This is a genomic window from Nocardioides sp. (assembly GCF_035697785.1).
Lineage (GTDB): Bacteria > Actinomycetota > Actinomycetes > Propionibacteriales > Nocardioidaceae > Nocardioides_B.
The window spans coordinates 1-16629 of record NZ_DASSCL010000142.1; the positions used below are offsets into that span (position 1 = coordinate 1).

Sequence of the window (16629 nt, forward strand, 5' to 3'; positions counted from 1 at the left end):
CTCGTCGATGTAGATGATCCCGGTCTCGGCCTTCTTGACGTCGTAGTCGGCGGCCTGGATCAGCTTGAGCAGGATGTTCTCGACGTCCTCGCCGACGTAGCCGGCCTCGGTGAGCGCGGTCGCGTCAGCGATCGCGAACGGCACGTTGAGCATGCGGGCGAGCGTCTGGGCGAGGTAGGTCTTGCCACAGCCGGTCGGGCCGATCACCAGGATGTTGGACTTGGCCAGCTCGACGAGCTCGTCCTTGCCGTGCCGCTGCGCGCCGGCGGTGACACCCGCCTGGACGCGCTTGTAGTGGTTGTACACCGCAACCGCGAGGGCCTTCTTGGCGTTCTCCTGGCCGATGACGTAGGAGTTGAGGAACTCGAAGATCTCCCGCGGCTTGGGCAGCTCCTCGAGACCGACCTCGGTGCCCTCGCTGAGCTCTTCCTCGATGATCTCGTTGCAGAGGTCGATGCACTCGTCGCAGATATAGACGCCCGGGCCGGCGATGAGCTTCTTGACCTGCTTCTGGCTCTTCCCGCAGAAGGAACACTTCAGCAGGTCGCCGCCGTCACCGATGCGTGCCACAGGCACGACTCCTCACGACTCGGGCCGGGGATCCCACGTGGGACCAGGCGGGTGGACCCGCTTCCGGCTGCTTGCGTCTGACTCGAACTCGAAGGTACCCCGTCGCGCCCCCAAATGGGACCGAGACACGACGATCGCCCTCGGCCGGCGCCTCGCCGGGCACCAGGTCCCGGTGAGGCGCCGTTGCGCTCCACAGGGAGCGCGCGCCGAACGGCTCACGCGACCGGGAGCGCTGCCTTCCGCGACTCCAGGATCGCGTCGATCAGGCCGTACTCGACCGCGCCCTCCGCGGTCAGGATCTTGTCACGCTCGATGTCGCGACTGACCTCCTCCTGGGACTTGCCGGTGTGCTCGGCGATCATCTTCTCGAGCAGCTCGCGCATCCGCAGGATCTCGTTGGCCTGGATCTCGATGTCGGAGGTCTGGCCGTAGGAGCCCTCGGTGTAGGGCTGGTGGATGAGGATCCGGCTGTTGGGCAGGGCGAGGCGCTTGCCCTCGCTGCCTGCGGCCAGCAGGATCGCCGCGGCGGAGGCCGCCTGACCCAGGCAGACCGTCTGGACGTCAGGCTTGATGAACCGCATGGTGTCGTAGATCGCGGTCAGGGCCGTGAACGAGCCGCCGGGGCTGTTGATGTAGATGGAGATGTCGCGGTCGGGATCCATCGACTCCAGGCAGAGCAGCTGTGCCATCACCGCGTTGGCGATGTCGTCGCTGATCGGGGTGCCGAGGAAGATGATCCGGTCCTCGAACAGCTTCGCGTAGGGGTCGATGCGGCGGAAGCCGTAGGACGTCCGCTCCTCCCACTGGGGGATGTAGTAGTTCATGTCCGCCGCGGCGTGCGCCGGTGCGCGACCGATCATCGGAGCGGCCATGCCGGGGATCTGGGTGCTCGTCATCGCGGGGTCCCTCACTTCTTCGCGGCCGGACGGCCCTGGTCTGCGACCTGGCCGGCGTTGGCGACGACCTTGTCGATGAAGCCGTACTCGAGCGCCTGGTCGGCGGTGAACCAGCGGTCACGGTCGGCGTCGGTCTCGACCTGCTCGAGCTCCTGGCCGGTGTGCTCGCTGATCAGCTTGAACAGCACCTGCTTGATGTGCAGCGACTGCTGCGCCTGGATCTTGATGTCGGACGCCGAGCCGCCCATGCCGCCGGACGGCTGGTGCATCATGATCCGCGCGTGCGGCAGGGCGTAGCGCTTGCCCTTGGCGCCGGCGCAGAGCAGGAACTGACCCATCGAGGCGGCCAGGCCCATGCCGACCGTGGCGACGTCGTTGGAGATGTAGTTCATGGTGTCGTAGATCGCCATGCCGGCGTCGACCGAGCCACCGGGGCTGTTGATGTAGAGGAAGATGTCGGCTTCGGGGTCCTCGGCGTTGAGCAGCAGCATCTGCGCGCAGATCGCGTTGGCGTTCTGGTCGCGCACCTCGGAGCCGAGGAAAACGATGCGCTCCTTGAGGAGCCGTTGGTAGATGTGGTCGTCGAGCCCGTAGGACTGTCCGGCCCCATTCATCGTCGGGGTCATCTCGATGTCGGTCACGTCCCGACCCTAGCCGGAACCATCGACGCATCCACGGGCGATACCGCCTTGTTCGCCAACAGCGGACTCCGGTGTGTTGCGCGGGACTCGAGGGTCTCGACGGGCTCGACCACCGAGGAGCCGGGCTCAAACCACAGGGAGCCGGGCTCGAACCACCGGGAGCCGGGCTCGACCACCCGGCGCGGCTCCTCGGTACGACGAAGCGGCGCCGAGGGCCCATCGACCCTCGGCGCCGCCGCATGCATCAGACGTGACTCACGACAAGACTGCTCACCGCTGCCAGATGCGGATGTCCATCGTCGCGCCCTGCTGCCCGGTGACACCGATGTTGACGCCGTGGTTGGGCACCTTCACGCTGGCCGACGGCTGTGCCGCGTCCCAGTAGGACTTGTTGTCACGGAACGTCGACTGCGCCGCCTGACCCCGGATGTAGTTCGGCTGACCGTTCACGTGCAGCGTGATCGAGTCGGACTTCTCCAGGGAGAACGGTGCGTCGTACCCGGCCACACGCGGCCGCCACAGGCTGCCGTCGAGGCGGACCCGAGGCGTCGGGTTCGCGTCGATCGGCAGGATCAGGCCGGAGCCCGGGTGCGTGCTGGTGTTGTTGTCGCTCTGCGAGGTGTCCCAGTAGCTGACCAGCAGGCCGTCCTGGTAGGGGAACCGCTCCACCCAGTCGGGCTTGGTGTTCGTGAACCCGAAGTTGTACGGACCGGACTGCAGGTACTTGTCGAAGGACAGGTAGTCGCGGTGCGACGCGATGTAGTAGTTGTCGTGCTGGGTCGTCAGCGACGAGCCGACGACGGACCAGCCCTCGGCGAACGTCCAGCCGTTCGCCCCCGCCTCGGCACCGTCCGCGAAGACGCTGGCCGGACCGGCGGTGACCTTCAGCTCGTCGACGAACACACCGGCCGGGGTGTCCGCGCCGTTGCCCTGCACGCCACCGTCGGTGAAGTACCGGATCCGAATCTGCACGTCCTTGCCGGCGTACGTCGACGGGATGTCGTAGCTCACCGGCACCCAGGCGCCGCCGGTGTCGCCGTCGACACCGTTGTTCGCGGCCGGGTCGGCCTCGGTGCCGGGGATGCTGACCCAGCCGTTGCCGTCGTTGACCTCGACGAAGTAATAGTCGAAGTCCTCCTCGATGTTGTAGTTGGCCTGGAACTCGACCTTGGCGGCCTGACCTGCGGGCAGGGAGACCGAATGGGTCATCGAGGAGTTGAGGTCGTCGGCCGCACCGCTCCACCAGGACTTGGTGCCGGCCGCCGGGGCGACCAGGTCGGTGGTGACCGACTTCTTCGGGAGTACGACGACCGCGCCCTGGGCGTTGTTGGTGTTGTACTCGTGCGGGCCGAGCTTCAAGCGCCGGTTCTGCGACGGCAGCACGGTCTCGTAGTCGAGCCAGCCGAGCTGCAGCTTCTCCCACGCGCCGAGGTCGGCGCCACGGGTGCCGAGGGCCTCGTCGTTGGGGCCGTCGACGCGGCTCTGCGCCATCATCGACCAGTAGTTGACGCTGTTCTCGCCGCCGGCGGTGTCGTAGAGGTCCGGCAGGCCGAGGTCGTGGCCGTACTCGTGGGCGAACACGCTCATGCCGCCGTTCTCGGGCTGCGTGGTGTAGTCACCCACCCAGATGCCGGTGTCACCGATCGGGGTGCCACCCAGGGGCGCGCCCTCGGGGCCACCGGTGCCGATCGGCGTGGTCTGGACGTACCAGCGGTGCGACCAGATCGCGTCCTCACCCTGGATCGGGTCGCCGTCGGCCTGGTCGCCGCCGGAGTGCACGATCTGGAAGTGGTCGATGTAGCCGTCGCGCTCGTTGAAGTTGCCGTCACCGTCGACGTCGTAGCGGTCCCACTGGTCGAACTCGGCGAGCTCCGCCCTGACCTGCGCGGCGGTCTTGCCTGAGGCGAGCTGGTCGGCGAACCACTTGTCGACGGCGTCCTTCACCAGGTTCCAGACGTTGGAGCAGTTGCTGCTGGCGCAGACCGCCGGGTCGTCCCCGTTGGTGGTGGGGTTGTCGCTGGAGCGGCCGTAGCGGGCCTCGTTGTAGCGGACCTTGACCCAGTCGGTGACGGTGCCGTCGATGCTGTAGCGGCCGGACGACTGGCGCTCGTAGTACTGCTTGACCGTCTCGTGCTCGGCGCCGGAACCCTCCACGCCGCCCTCACCGAAGTAGAGGTCCTGGAAGTACGCGCGGCTGTAGTCGGCCTGCCAGCCGGTGGAGTTGTCCTGGGTGCGGTCGGGCTGCGGGATCGCGTTGTGCACCGGACCGTTGAACGTCGTCGGGCCGGGGATGCTGGGTTCGAGGTCCTTGTCGGGGAACAACGGGTGCCGCTCGTCGCCGAACTCGGCGAGCACCACGAAGATCTTGTCGGTCTTCTCCCGGCTGAGCTCGACGTACTGCGGGTCCTTGCTGGCCTTGGCCGTGGTCTGGCCCTGGGCGTTCACCGCCTCGGGGGCCTTGCCGCTGCTGACCTTGACGACCTTGCTGCCGCCCCGGTTCTGGATGGTGGCCTCACCCGACAGCACCTCGGTGAGCGCCTGCTCGCGCAGCGCGCGGCGCTTGTCCTCCAACGGGTTCGGCATCTCGTGGCCGGACGCCTCGTCGGGGTGGTCGTGGGTGATGGCCACAGACTTCTGAAGCGTGGGTGTCGGCGTGGCCGAGACAGCGGGTGCCGTGAGGGTTGACCCCAGGCCCGCCGCCAGGACCAGGCTGAGCAGCCCGGCTGACTTCTTGCGCACAGTTCCTCCGTCGAACAGCGATCGTGTCGCATCGGCGCAACAACGGGCTGAGCGCAGGACTGACCGCGCCGTGGAGGTCACGGAAGTCTGAAGGGACCGGGTCCACGCCGAGAGGCACGCAGCGTCGTCCCGAGCTCGCACGTAGGTTGCGCGGCCGCGGTTTTGCAGCCGGACGGAGACAAACACGGACGTACGGGCCGATCAATACCGATCCCGCCCCGAACCCCCTCATGTTTCTGCGAGTGCACAAACATGAGGGCAGTCGCGTCCGGTCAGCGAACGACGCCCGGATCGGCGTCGGCGGTCCGGGCGGACTCGACGGCCGCCTTGATCCGCAGCAGGGTCTGGCGGATCCCGTCGGCCAGCTCCCGGTCGTGGCCGGCGGCGCCACCGATCACCGGCGCCAGCAGCGTGGTGCCCAGGGTGAACCCGGCGAGGTCACGCCGACCCGTCAGCCGGGTGCCCGTCGCCGTCGGCTCGAGCTCGTAGGTCCAGGTGGCACCGCTCTCGCGGGTGTGCCACGCCACCGCGCGGTCGGGCTCGAACCGCACCACCTTGGACGTGGTCGGCCACACGGCGTACCCGCGCCGGTTGATCCCGACCAGGCGCATCCCGATCCGGGGCTCGCGGGCACCAACCGCGAACGCCCACCGGAGCTCCGGGCTGAACTCCGGCATCCGCGAGACGTCGGAGACGACGGCCCACACGTCGGCGGGCTGTGCATCGACGTCGACGGAGGCGGAGATGGGCAGCGGGGTGGGACGGTTCACGGTTCTCCTCGAGGGGATGGTCAGGACAGCCAGTCCCGGAGGGCGGCGTCGACCTCTGGGTGGTTGAGCAGGTCGAAGTGGCCGCCGCGCACGTGCAGCACGTCGGCGTCGGGGAACAGCGCCCGGCCGCGGCGGGGACGGCCCACCGCCGACGGGTACCGGACCAGGAGGTCCCCGAGCAGCTCGCTCACCGGGTGCCGGTACGACGAGGCGAGGGTGGCCGCGACCAGGCGGTACCGCGCGTGCGGCAGGTGCTGCACGTCGGGCGCCAGCCCGCCGCGCAGGTCGAGGATGCCGACCGACCGGTACTCCAGGATCCGGCCGAACGGCGCCGACTCGGGCAGCAGGCCGAGAACGCGGGCACCGGCGTGCACGGTGCGCTCGAGGGGCGCGCCGAGGTGCGGCGTGCCGAGCGTGACGACGTCGGTCACGAGCAGGTTCCACTGGGTGGGGGCGTCGGTGACCACGGCGCAGGCGGCGCGCATCACGAGGCCGCCCAGCGAGTGCCCGACGAGCGCGATCCTGCGCACCGGCACCGGCCAGTGCTCCACAAGGTCGTCGAGCAGGCCGGCGAGCGCGATGCCGTTGTCGGCGATCGGAAGGCCGGTGTTGGCGCGCAGCAGCACGGGCGTCCAGCGGCCCTCCGCCTCGAGCCGGTCCGGGTAGGTGCCACCCGTCTCGACCGCACGGTGCCGCCACGCGTCGTCGCTCTCGGCCAGCCCGTGCAGGAAGACGACGATCTCACCGGTCGCGTCCGGGTACGCCGCCGCGAGATCACGGGCGTTGCACCGGACGTCGCGACCGTCGCGCCGCACGCTCATGTCGATGGCGAGGTCCGGGTGCCGCTCGGCGAGACGATCCCCGAGCAGCCCGTTCGCCGCGGCCCTCAGGAACCGGCCGCGCGGACCCGACTCGAGTCGGGCGCCCAGACCGCGACGGTCGGCGGCGCGAAGCAGCCGCGACGTGCCGTCCAGCCCCGCGCCGACCCCCGTGTAGACGCCTGCCGCCACCCGCCCCGGACGGTCGTGGGGGGCCGGGCGACCGGCGAGGCGACGGACCCGTCGCGCCACCGCTCCGTGCACGTCCCGGACCGTGCCGACCACCAGCTCGTCAACCACGTCGGCGGCCAGCGCGGCCGCCCCCAGCACGCCAGGAGCGCGTCTGGTCGAAGCGGTGCGTGCGGTCATCGCCCGAGTCTCCGGGCCATACCCGGAGTATGTCAACGACGACTCCGTCACAGAAGGTGACGACGCCCCCGGTGGGTCACCGGGGGCGTCGTACACAGGAGAGCGGGGATCAGGCGTCGGCCTTCTCCTCGTCCTTCGCGTCGTTCGGAGCCTCGTCGTCGGCGTCGGAGGCATCGGGTGTCTCGTCGGCGGGCTCGCCGATGGTGCCGTCCGGCTGCAGCAGCTTGAGCTCGACGTGGTTGCCCGACGCGTCGGTCACCGTGGCCGACTCGACGATCATCGCCAGCGCCTTGCCCCGCACCACCTCGGCCACCATCTCGGGGATGTGGTTGTGCTCGAGCATGTGCTGGATGAACTCCTGCGGGTTCTGCCCGGACTGCTGGGCGCGCCGCATCAGGTGCTCCTGGAGCTCGCCCTCGTTGACGGCGATCTCCTCCTTCTTTGCGACCTGGTCGAGCACGAACTGGGCGGCGACCGCGTCGCGGACCCGCTTCTCGAGATCGGCCTCGAACTCGTCGACGGTCTGCTCCTCGGAGTCGAGGTACTGCTCCATGGTCATGCCGGCGAAGGAGAGCTGCTGCTGGACGCTCTCGCGGCGGGCGGTGAGCTCCTGGTCGACGACCGCGTCGGGCAGCGGCACCTCGACCATGTCCAGGATCTTCTCCAGCACGGCGTCGCGCGCGGCGGCGGCCTGCTCGAGACGCTTGCCGTTGTGCAGGCGGGAGCGGACGTCCTCGGTGAGCTCCGCCACGGTGTCGAACTCCGAGGCGGTCTGCGCGAAGTCGTCGTCGAGCTCGGGCAGGTCCTGCTCCTTGACCGCCGTCACCTTGACCTCGACCTCGACGTCCTCGCCCTTCTGGTCGCCGCCGACCAGCTGGGAGGTGAAGGTCTTCTCGGAGCCGGCCGACATGCCGGCGAGCGCCTCGTCGAGACCGTCGAGCATGCCGCCGCGCCCGACCTGGTAGCTCATGTCGCTCACCTCGGCGCCCTCGACGACCTCGCCGTCCTTGGTCGCCTTGAGGTCGATCGTCACGAAGTCGCCGTCGGCGGCGGGCCGCTCGACGTCGGTCAGGGTGGCGAAGCGCTCGCGGAGGTTCTGCACCTGCTCCTCGACGTCCTCGTCGCTGACGACCACGTCGTCGACGCTGACCTCGAGACCCTGGTAGTCGGGAAGGTCCACCTCGGGGCGGATGTCGACCTCGGCCGTGAACTCGAGGGTGTCGTTGTCCTCGAGCTTGGTGATGTCGATCTCCGGCTGCGCGAGCGGCTCGAGCTCGTTGGCCTGCAACGCGTCGACGTACAGCTTGGGCAGCGCGTTGTTGATCGCCTCGTCGAGGACCGCACCGCGGCCGACCTGCCGGTCGATCACCATCGGCGGGACCTTGCCGCGGCGGAAGCCCGGCACGTTGATCTGCTGGGCGATCTTCTTGTACGCCGCGTCGAGGCTCGGCTTGAGCTCCTCGAAGGGCACCTCGACGGTGAGCTTGGCCCGGGTGGGGCTCAGAGTCTCGACGGCGCTCTTCACAGGTGTTTCTCCTCTAATCCACATCTCGTGCGTGGGTTGCGTGGGTGACTTCTGGACACAGGACGCCACTCGTCTGGTCGCGCGGCGATTCGTGTGGTCGGGGCGACAGGACTCGAACCTGCGATCTCCTGCTCCCAAAGCAGGCGCGCTAGCCACTACGCTACGCCCCGAGTTCACGAGCCCCTGTTGGGAGCCCCGGGGAGTCTAGTCGACCTGGTGGGCGCTCCCCCAATCGTGACCGGGACGGCCACGAGGGCAGGTCGACCGATTGGAACGGGAGTTCGCTCCTGTGGCACGATTGACCCGCGTTGTGGGGGCTTCCCGGCTCGGTACTGGATCCTCGCGACGGCACGCGGATGTAGCTCAATGGTAGAGCCCTAGTCTTCCAAACTAGCTACGCGGGTTCGATTCCCGTCATCCGCTCCACGTCGAACCCCGGGTGGTCACAGCCGGGGGTTCGCGGCGTCTCCGGGGTCTCTCAGCGGCGGTGCAGCAAGAACAGGGCGCGGTCGTCGTTGACCGCGGGACTCTGGTTGATCAGCCGCACGGCGCCCTTCTCGAAGCCGCTGCGCAGCAGTCGCTCCCCCTGGCCGAGCAGCTTGTCGATCCCCAGGGAGATGTCCCGGGTCGGGGTCTCGACCAGCCCGTCGGTGAACATGAGCAGGGCGTCGCCGTGGTTGAGCCGGCCACAGACCGCCTTGAACTCGGCGTCGGGCATGAGTCCGAGGATGGGGCCTTCGGACTCGTGCACCGCCCAGCGGCCCGAGCCGGCCTTCATCTGCACGGCCGGCGGGTGGCCCGCGGAGCGGATCTCGAACTCGCCGGTGTCCAGCGCGACCGAGAGGTGCACCGCGGTCGCGAACCCCTCGAGCCAGTCCTGCCGGAGCAGGTAGTCGTTGGCGGCGGGCAGGAACTCGGCCGGAGGCATGGCCCCGAGCAGGCCACCGAAGGCACCGGAGAGCAGCAGCGAACGCGTGCCGGCCTGCTCCCCCTTGCCGGAGACGTCGACCACCACGACCTGGAAGCGCGAGCCGTCGCGCGACAGCGACCCGACCATGAAGTCGCCGGCGAACGACGAGGCCCCGGCCGAGCGGGTCACCGACTCGGCGTACCAGGCGTCTGGGAGCTTGGGGATCAGCCCCTGCTTGGTGATGCGATCGCGCAGGTCGACCAGCATCGACTCGCCCCGGGCGCCCGCCACCCCGAGCTGGGAGCGACGGAACGACGAGACGAGGATCACCAGCCCGACCAGGAAGGCGACGACGATGCCGCCCACCCGACGGCCGTCGAGCGCCTCCTCGGCCGTGGCGGCCACCACCACCACCATCACGCCGAGCACGAAGACCACGAACCACGGCAGGCTGCGCGGCCCCAGCACGCTGTTGGCCATGACCATCGGGATGATCAGCGCGCTCACCGGCACGATCCCCACGAACTGGTACATGCCCGCGCCAATGACCACGGTGAGCAGCCCCAGCAGGAGCATCCAGGTGAACTCCGTGCTGCGGTAGCGCCGCAGCGCCCGGTTCCAGCGTCGCGAAAAAACCCGACGTGCGGGCACGGACGCCAGGCGGTCGGAGGAGGGGGCGGCGACCACGGGTACGACCATAGTCGTCAGGTCACCCCCTCGCGGCCGATTGGCGCAGCCCGGCCGACCGGCCGCCGCGACGCCCCCGCGCGGGACCGGAACCGGGGCTGACAGCGGGGGCACCAGAACAGGTTGCGGCCCTCCAGCACCTCGGTGCGCACCTTCGCGCCGCAGACCAGGCAGGGCTGGCCGGTGCGCCGGTAGACGTAGACCTCGCCACCGTGGTCGTCGACCCGCGGATCCCGGCCCATCGCCTCGGGGGTGTGGTCGTGGCGGACGGTGTCGATCCGTCCGGTGCGCACACCCTCGCGCATGAGCGCGACCAGGTCGTCCCACATCGCCTCGAACTGGCCGCGCCGGAGCGTGTTCCCCGGCCGGTGCGGGTGCATCCGATGCCGGAACAGCAGCTCGGCGCGATAGACGTTGCCGACGCCGGCCAGCACCGCCTGGTCCATCAGCAGCGCACCGATCGGCTTGCGGCTGCGCGCGATCCGCACCCAGGCGGAGGTCCAGTCGGCGTCCGCACGCAGCGGGTCGGGGCCGAGCCGGTCGACGACCGCCCGGCGCTGGTCCGCCGTGAGCAGCGAGCAGATCGTCGCGCCGCGCAGGTCGCCGTACGACGCCCGCCCGTCCCCGGTGATCGAGTCGGTCGAGATCCGCAGCCGCACCTGCCCGCGCGGCGGCGGAGGAGGGCCGTCGAACAGGTCGAACGAGCCGATCAGGCCGAGGTGCACCTGCACGAACCGCCCGCCCTCGAACTCGATGAACAGCTGCTTTCCCCAGGCCTGCGCGTCGAGGAGCCGGGTCCCGTCGAGCAGCGCGGCAGCGTCGGCGAACCGGCCCTGCGGAGAGGACACGCGTACGGCGCGGCCCGCGAATCGCTCCCGGATCCCGTCCGCGAGGCGGTGCAGGGTGTGGCCCTCGGGCACGCGTCAGCCCTGGGCTGGGCCGCGGCCCAGCGCCGACTCGGGCAACGGCGGCAGGTTGCCGGTCTTCTCGTAGTCGCCGAGCATCGCGATGCGGCGGTCGTGGCGCTCCTCGCCGGAGTACGGCGTGTCGAGGAAGACCTCGACGAAGCGCGTCATGTCCTCGACGGTGTGCATGCGGCCGCCCACGGAGATCACGTTGGCGTCGTTGTGCTCACGGGCCAGCACCGCGGTCTCCTCGCTCCAAACGAGCGCGGCCCGGACCCCCTTGACCTTGTTGGCGGCCATCTGCTCTCCGTTCCCGGAGCCGCCGATGACCACGCCGAGCGCCCCGACGCCGTCCTCGCGGTCGGCGACCACGCCCTGGGCCGCCCGCAGGCAGAAGACCGGGTAGTCGTCGAGCGCGTCGTACACGAAGGGTCCGTGGTCGACGGCCTCGTGGCCGTGGTTGGCGAGCCAGTTGAGCAGGTGCTCCTTGAGCTCGAGGCCGGCATGGTCGGAGCCGAGGTGAACGCGCATGGCGCAGAGTCTTTCACTCGTCTCGCCGGCCCTGTCGATTCGGGCCACGCACGCACGTCATCGAGGTGGAAGACTCATCCCCACCTGGAAGGACCTGCGATGACCACCACCTACGTGATCCTGCTCCCCGGCGACGAGAGCCGCTGGGAGAGCGCCTCGGCCGAGCACCGCGCGGCGATGTACGGCGTGCACCAGGAGTTCTCCGACCTGCTCGCCGCGCGCGGCCACAAGGTCACCGGCGGCGCCGAGCTGACGCACTCCCGCGAGGCCAAGGTCGTACGCCGCACGGGCGACTCGATCGACGTCACCGACGGGCCGTACGCGGAGTCCGTCGAACAGCTCACCGGCTTCTATCTCGTCGAGTCCGACGACCTCGACGACCTGCTCCGGATCGCGTCGATGCTCGGCGGCGAGGACGGCGCAGTCGAGGTTCGTGCCGCCGTCGACCACTCCGGCAGCGACGCGTGAGGTACGTCCTGCTGCTGGCCGAGGTCGACCCGTCCGCCTGGGACCGGGCGACGGAGGGGGGGCGGCAGGGGGTGCTCGCCGCCCATCGGGCCTTCGACGAGGCGGTGGCGCAGCGCGGGAAGATCCTCGGCGGGGAGGCGCTCGACCGCACCGACACCGCGACGACGCTCCGCACGGTCGACGGGGTCACGACGGTCACGGACGGGCCGTTCGCCGAGACGGCGGAGCAGGTCGGGGGCTTCTACGTCGTCGACCTGCCCGACCTCGACGCCGCGATCGAGACGGCCCGGCTGCTGCCGCCGCGGTACACCGTCGAGATCCGGCCCGTCGTCCCCGTCGAGCCCTACTGACCGCGTTGCCGAGGCTCGACGAGGTCTGGCGCGACCAGTGGGGTCGGCTGCTGGCCCTGCTGGTTGCGCAGTTCCGGCGCCTCGACCTGGCCGAGGACGCGCTCGCGGAGGCGTTCGAGGCGGCCGCCCGCAGCTGGGGGGAGGAACCGCCGGCCAACCCGCCGGCGTGGCTGCTGACCGCGGCCCGCCGCCGTGCGGTCGACCGGCTGCGGGCGGAGGCGGTGGCCGCCCGCAAGCAGCCGCTCCTCGTCGTCGACGCGCGGACCCAGCAGGAGGCGGAGCGTCACATGGCCGACACCGGTGAGCCGCTGCTCGACCAGCGGCTGCGGCTGGTGCTGATGTGCGCGCACCCGTCGCTGGCTCCGGAGTCGGCCGCGGCGCTCAGCCTCCGCCTGGTGCTGGGCGTGCCGACCGAGGACATCGCCCGGCTGTTCCTCGTCCAGCCCGCCACGATGGCGGCGCGTCTGACCCGGGCCCGCAAGAAGCTCGCGCTCGCCGGAGTCCCGTTCGCCCTGCCGGACGAGGCGACCCTCGCGGAGAGGGTCGAGGTCGTCGCGCGCGTCGGTTACCTCGCGTTCACCGCCGGCTACGCCCCCACGTCGGGCCCCGACCTGCTGCGGGTGGATGCCGCCGACGACGCGGTCCGACTCGTGCGCGTGCTCCACGAGGTGCTGCCCCGCGGCGCCCTCCTCGACTCGTTGCTCGCCCTCGTCCTGCTCCAGCACTCGCGGCGGGACGCCCGGGTGGGCCCCGACGGCGGGCTCGTGCTCCTCCCTGACCAGGACCGGTCGCGCTGGCGCCAGGACGAGATCGCCGAGGCGCTGGCACTGCTCACCCCGTTGGTGTCCAGTGCCGACCCGGCGACGCCGTACCTGCTGGAGGCGCTCATCGCCGCCGAGCACGCGGTCGCGCCGACGGCCGAGGCGACCGCCTGGCCGAGGATCGCCGATCTCTACGCCGAGCTCGAGGACCTGACCGGCTCCCCCGTCGTGCGGCTCAACCGCGCGGTGGCCGTCGCCGAGGCACACGGCGCACCGGCGGGCCTCGCCGTCCTCGAGGGCGTCGACCTGCCGGGGAACCACCGGCTGCCGGCCGTCCGGGCGGAGCTCCTCGCCCGGGCCGGACGCCCTCAGGAAGCACGCGCGGCGTTCGACGAGGCGTTGGCGCTGAGCGGCAACGACGTCGAGCGGCGGTTCCTCTCCGCCCGCCGGGCGGCCCTAGGGAACGCGTAGGGACGGCAGGAGGTCAGCCGCCCAGCCGAGCCAGCTCCTCCTCGACCACTGAGGGGTCGAGCTTGGTGAAGACCGGGGCCGGCTTGGCGATCCCGGCGCCGACGGTGATCGGCGTACGCCGCCAGGGCCGTACGTCGGAGTACTCGCCGGTGATGATCGGGTAGCCCGGACCGCCGTCGAGGTCCTCGACCTCCTCGATGTGCGGCATCGGCTGCACGTCCCCCTTGCCGCCGAACACCTCGTCGACGGCGTTGGCCGAGAACGGCAGGAACGGCGAGAGCACGACGTTGAGGTCGGCCACGCACTGGGCGACCACGTGCAGGATCGTGCCGAGCCGCTCGCGCTCGTCCTCGCCCTTGAGCTTCCAGGGCTCGGAGTCCGAGACGTACTTGTTGACCTCGGCGACCGCACGCATCGCCTCGCCGATCGCCTGCCGCATCCGGTTCCGACCGATGAGCTCGCCGACGGTCGCGAAGGTCCCGTTCACGTGGTCGAGCAGGGCCTGGTCCGCCGCGGTCAGGTCGGCGGCCGCGGGGATCTCACCGAAGTTCTTGGCGATGAGGTTGGCCGTGCGGTTGACCAGGTTGCCCCAGCCGGCGACCAGCTCGTCGTTGGTCCGGCGGACGAACTCCGCCCAGGTGAAGTCGGCGTCCTGGTTCTCCGGACCCGCCGCCGCGACGTAGTAGCGGAACGCGTCCGGCTGGTAGCGCGAGAGCAGGTCCCGGACGTAGATCACGACTCGCTTCGACGAGGAGAACTTCCGGCCCTCCATGGTGAGGAACTCGCTGGAAACGACCTCGGTCGGCAGGTTCAGCGCGCCGTACCCACGCGGTGTGCCGCCCTTGGCGCCCTTCCCGGAGTACGCCAGCAGCTCGGCCGGCCAGATCTGGGAGTGGAAGGTGATGTTGTCCTTGCCCATGAAGTAGTACGACAGTGCGTCCGGGTCGTTCCACCAGTCGCGCCACCGGTCCGGTTCGCCGAGCCGACGCGCCCACTCCACCGACGCGGAGAGGTAGCCGATCACGGCGTCGAACCACACGTAGAGCTTCTTGGTCGGGTTGTCGCGCCAGCCGTCGAGCGGCACCGCGATGCCCCAGTCGAGGTCCCGGGTGATCGCGCGCGGCCTGATCTCCGACAGGATGTTCTGGCTGAAGCGGATGACGTTGGGACGCCACAGCCCGGTCGCCTCGCGCTCGTCGAGCCACTCCGCCAGGGCATCGGCGAGGGCCGGCAGGTCGAGGAAGAAGTGCTGGGTCTCGACGAACTCAGGCGTCTCGCCGTTGATCCGGGACCGCGGGTTCTTCAGGTCCTGGGGGTCGAGCTGGTTGCCGCACGTGTCGCACTGGTCGCCCCGGGCGCCGTCGGCTCCGCAGATCGGGCAGGTTCCCTCGATGTAGCGGTCCGGCAGCGTGCGCCCGGTCGAGGGTGAGATCGCGCCGAACGTGGTCTGCTCGACGAAGTAGCCGTTCTCGTAGACCCCGAGGAACATCTCCTGCACCACGGCGTGGTGGTTGCGCGTGGTCGTTCGGGTGTACAGGTCGTAGCTGAGCCCCAGCGCGACGAAGTCCTCGACGATCATCCGGTGGTTGCGGTCGGCGAGCTCCTGAGGTGTCACCCCGGCCTCGTCGGCGGCGATCAGGATCGGTGTGCCGTGCTCGTCGGACCCCGAGACCATGAGTACGTCGTGCCCGGCCATCCGCATGTAGCGGCTGAAGACGTCGGAGGGCACACCGAAACCGGCCACGTGGCCGATGTGGCGCGGGCCGTTGGCGTACGGCCAGGCGACGGCGGACAGGACTCGACTCATGCGGCAATCCTAGGGAGCGAGGGTGGATCCCCCGCGATCGGTCCACGTGCAGCCCAGATGGGCGGCGCGGGTCGAGCGGGCCGGGTCAGACGCTCCGGCCGGCGAACGCGGCGAGCCGGTCGTACGGCGTACCGCCCTGGTCCGGCTCCTGGGCGGGGCCGAACGCCGGCCCGCGGTTCTCGTCGGTCAGGTTGGCCTGCATGAACTTCATGCCGAGCTCGGCGACCTCCGGGTCCAGGTCCTCGGTGCCACGGCCGAGCGACCGGCGCAGGTCCCACGTGTGCACGGCGAGGTCGGCCGTCTGCCATCCGGCCCCCGAGGTGTCGTCCTGCTCGTGCCAGGCGTGCAGCAGGTCGTCGGCCGCGGTGCGGAACGCCCCCGCCCAGTCCTCCTCGATCCGCGGCGGGTCGGCCGACCAGTCGACCTGCTCACCGCGCATCATCTGCAGGTAGCGGCGCGGGGACTCCACCACGTGGTCGACGAGCTGACGCAGCTTCCAGTCGGAGCAGGGAGTGTCCCGGTCGAGGTCGGCCGAGTGCACCTGGGCCAGCGCGTCGCCGGTCTGGTCGAGGGCGTGGGACAGCAGCCGGACGTCGTAGGCGATGCTCACGCGACTCACCGTAGCCCCGTCGCCCGGGTCCCTCCAGCCCCGCAACCGTGGTCCTCGCGGTCCGCCGGCTCTGGCGAGCGGGGGTTCAGGAGAAGTCGGGGTCCCTGTCACGGGTGCGCTTGAGCTCGAAGAAGCCCGGGGTGCCCGCGACCATGAGGACGCCGTCCCACAGCCGGCCCGCGGCCTCACCCTTCGGGGCCGGGGTGACGACCGGACCGAAGAACGCGACGCCGTCGACGCTGATCACGGGAGTGCCGACATCCTCGCCGACCTGGTCCATCCCGGCGTGGTGCGACTTCTTGAGGTCCTCGTCGTAGTCGGTGGAGTCCATCGCGTCGGCGAGCGCGACGGGGAGGCCCACCTCCTGGAGGGACTCCTCGACCAGGGCGCGGTCGATGCTGCGGCCCTCGAGGTGGATCCGCCGGCCGAGTGCGTTGTAGAGCGGCAGCAGGATCTCGTCGCCCTCCACCTGGGCGGCGGCGACGGCCACCCGCACGGGTCCCCAGGCCGACTCGAGCATCTTGCGGTACTCGTCGGGGATGTCCTTGTCCTGGTTGAGATAGGCCAGGCTCATCACGTGGAACGAGGGGCGGATACGGCGCACCTTCTCCACCTCGAGGAGCCAGCGCGAGCTGATCCAGGCCCATGGGCAGAGCGGGTCGAACCAGAAGTCGACGGGGGTGCGGTCGGCGGACTTTGTCATGAGGGTGCGTCTCCAGTTTCGGCCCGTTTCGGGGGTATCCATACGCCTATATCTACGTTTGGTCTCGATTCGTTTATTCCCCGAAACGGGTGACAAGA

General features: G+C 70.2%; 16 protein-coding genes and 2 tRNA genes. 4 read left to right on the forward strand and 14 right to left on the reverse strand.

Translation table 11 applies throughout. From position 1 onward, the window contains the following. The 8 genes from VFH10_RS15150 to VFH10_RS15185 all read right to left on the reverse strand — a co-directional run. On the reverse strand, positions 1-570 hold a 570-nt coding region (locus tag VFH10_RS15150), incomplete at its 3' end, for a ClpX C4-type zinc finger protein (RefSeq protein WP_325130010.1). Between the two features lie 215 nt (positions 571-785). Further along, a complete protein-coding gene (locus VFH10_RS15155; RefSeq protein ID WP_325130107.1) occupies positions 786-1394 on the reverse strand; it encodes an ATP-dependent Clp protease proteolytic subunit in 609 nt (202 codons plus the stop codon). 83 nt (positions 1395-1477) lie between these two features. After that, on the reverse strand, positions 1478-2092 hold the full coding sequence (locus tag VFH10_RS15160) for an ATP-dependent Clp protease proteolytic subunit (protein ID WP_325130109.1): 615 nt from the start codon (positions 2090-2092) through the stop codon (positions 1478-1480). Between the two features lie 285 nt (positions 2093-2377). Next, entirely contained in the window at positions 2378-4846 is a 2469-nt protein-coding gene (locus tag VFH10_RS15165) for an immune inhibitor A domain-containing protein (RefSeq protein WP_325130012.1), read from the reverse strand. 272 nt (positions 4847-5118) lie between these two features. Next, positions 5119-5616, reverse strand: coding sequence for an SRPBCC family protein (locus VFH10_RS15170; RefSeq protein WP_325130014.1), 498 nt, complete (start codon positions 5614-5616; stop codon positions 5119-5121). A gap of 20 nt (positions 5617-5636) precedes the next feature. Next, on the reverse strand, positions 5637-6803 hold the full coding sequence (locus VFH10_RS15175) for a hypothetical protein (RefSeq protein ID WP_325130015.1): 1167 nt from the start codon (positions 6801-6803) through the stop codon (positions 5637-5639). Between the two features lie 109 nt (positions 6804-6912). Then, positions 6913-8328, reverse strand: coding sequence for a trigger factor (gene tig / locus VFH10_RS15180; RefSeq protein ID WP_325130016.1), 1416 nt, complete (start codon positions 8326-8328; stop codon positions 6913-6915). Positions 8329-8422: 94 nt separating this feature from the next. Continuing rightward, positions 8423-8498, reverse strand: a tRNA-Pro gene (locus tag VFH10_RS15185). 182 nt (positions 8499-8680) lie between these two features. Here VFH10_RS15185 and VFH10_RS15190 point away from each other — a divergent pair. Beyond that, positions 8681-8754 (forward strand) — tRNA-Gly (locus VFH10_RS15190). Positions 8755-8806: 52 nt separating this feature from the next. Here VFH10_RS15190 and VFH10_RS15195 read toward each other — a convergent pair. From VFH10_RS15195 to VFH10_RS15205, 3 genes are read right to left on the reverse strand one after another with little or no spacing between them, the layout of a single operon-like run. Further along, positions 8807-9925, reverse strand: a complete 1119-nt coding sequence (locus tag VFH10_RS15195; RefSeq protein WP_325130018.1) for a PP2C family protein-serine/threonine phosphatase — start codon at positions 9923-9925, stop codon at positions 8807-8809. A gap of 17 nt (positions 9926-9942) precedes the next feature. Further along, complete coding sequence (locus VFH10_RS15200; RefSeq protein WP_325130020.1) at positions 9943-10845, reverse strand: Fpg/Nei family DNA glycosylase; 903 nt, start codon at positions 10843-10845, stop codon at positions 9943-9945. A 3-nt stretch (positions 10846-10848) separates the two neighbouring features. Beyond that, positions 10849-11361, reverse strand: a complete 513-nt coding sequence (locus VFH10_RS15205) for a ribose-5-phosphate isomerase (protein ID WP_325130022.1) — start codon at positions 11359-11361, stop codon at positions 10849-10851. A gap of 99 nt (positions 11362-11460) precedes the next feature. Here VFH10_RS15205 and VFH10_RS15210 point away from each other — a divergent pair, with 99 nt between their 5' ends. From VFH10_RS15210 to VFH10_RS15220, 3 genes are read left to right on the forward strand one after another with little or no spacing between them, the layout of a single operon-like run. Next, the gene (locus VFH10_RS15210; protein ID WP_325130024.1) at positions 11461-11829 is read left to right on the forward strand and encodes a YciI family protein; all 369 of its coding nucleotides are present in this window, start codon (positions 11461-11463) and stop codon (positions 11827-11829) included. Next, positions 11826-12179 carry a YciI family protein gene (locus VFH10_RS15215; protein ID WP_325130027.1) on the forward strand — a complete coding sequence of 118 codons (354 nt, stop codon included), beginning with the start codon at positions 11826-11828 and terminating at the stop codon, positions 12177-12179. Before VFH10_RS15210 ends, VFH10_RS15215 begins: the two co-directional genes overlap by 4 nt. A 5-nt stretch (positions 12180-12184) precedes the next feature. Next, positions 12185-13411 carry an RNA polymerase sigma factor gene (locus tag VFH10_RS15220; RefSeq protein WP_325130029.1) on the forward strand — a complete coding sequence of 409 codons (1227 nt, stop codon included), beginning with the start codon at positions 12185-12187 and terminating at the stop codon, positions 13409-13411. A 13-nt stretch (positions 13412-13424) separates the two neighbouring features. On the opposite strand, the gene metG is transcribed toward VFH10_RS15220, so the two are convergent. The 3 genes from metG to VFH10_RS15235 form a co-directional block, all read right to left on the reverse strand. Continuing rightward, positions 13425-15218 carry a methionine--tRNA ligase gene (gene metG, locus VFH10_RS15225; protein ID WP_325130031.1) on the reverse strand — a complete coding sequence of 598 codons (1794 nt, stop codon included), beginning with the start codon at positions 15216-15218 and terminating at the stop codon, positions 13425-13427. An 85-nt stretch (positions 15219-15303) separates the two neighbouring features. Continuing rightward, positions 15304-15828 carry a maleylpyruvate isomerase family mycothiol-dependent enzyme gene (locus VFH10_RS15230; RefSeq protein ID WP_325130033.1) on the reverse strand — a complete coding sequence of 175 codons (525 nt, stop codon included), beginning with the start codon at positions 15826-15828 and terminating at the stop codon, positions 15304-15306. Between the two features lie 85 nt (positions 15829-15913). Further along, positions 15914-16531: a DsbA family protein gene (locus tag VFH10_RS15235; protein ID WP_325130035.1), complete on the reverse strand. Its 618-nt coding sequence runs from the start codon at positions 16529-16531 to the stop codon at positions 15914-15916. Between the last annotated feature and the right edge of the window lie 98 nt (positions 16532-16629).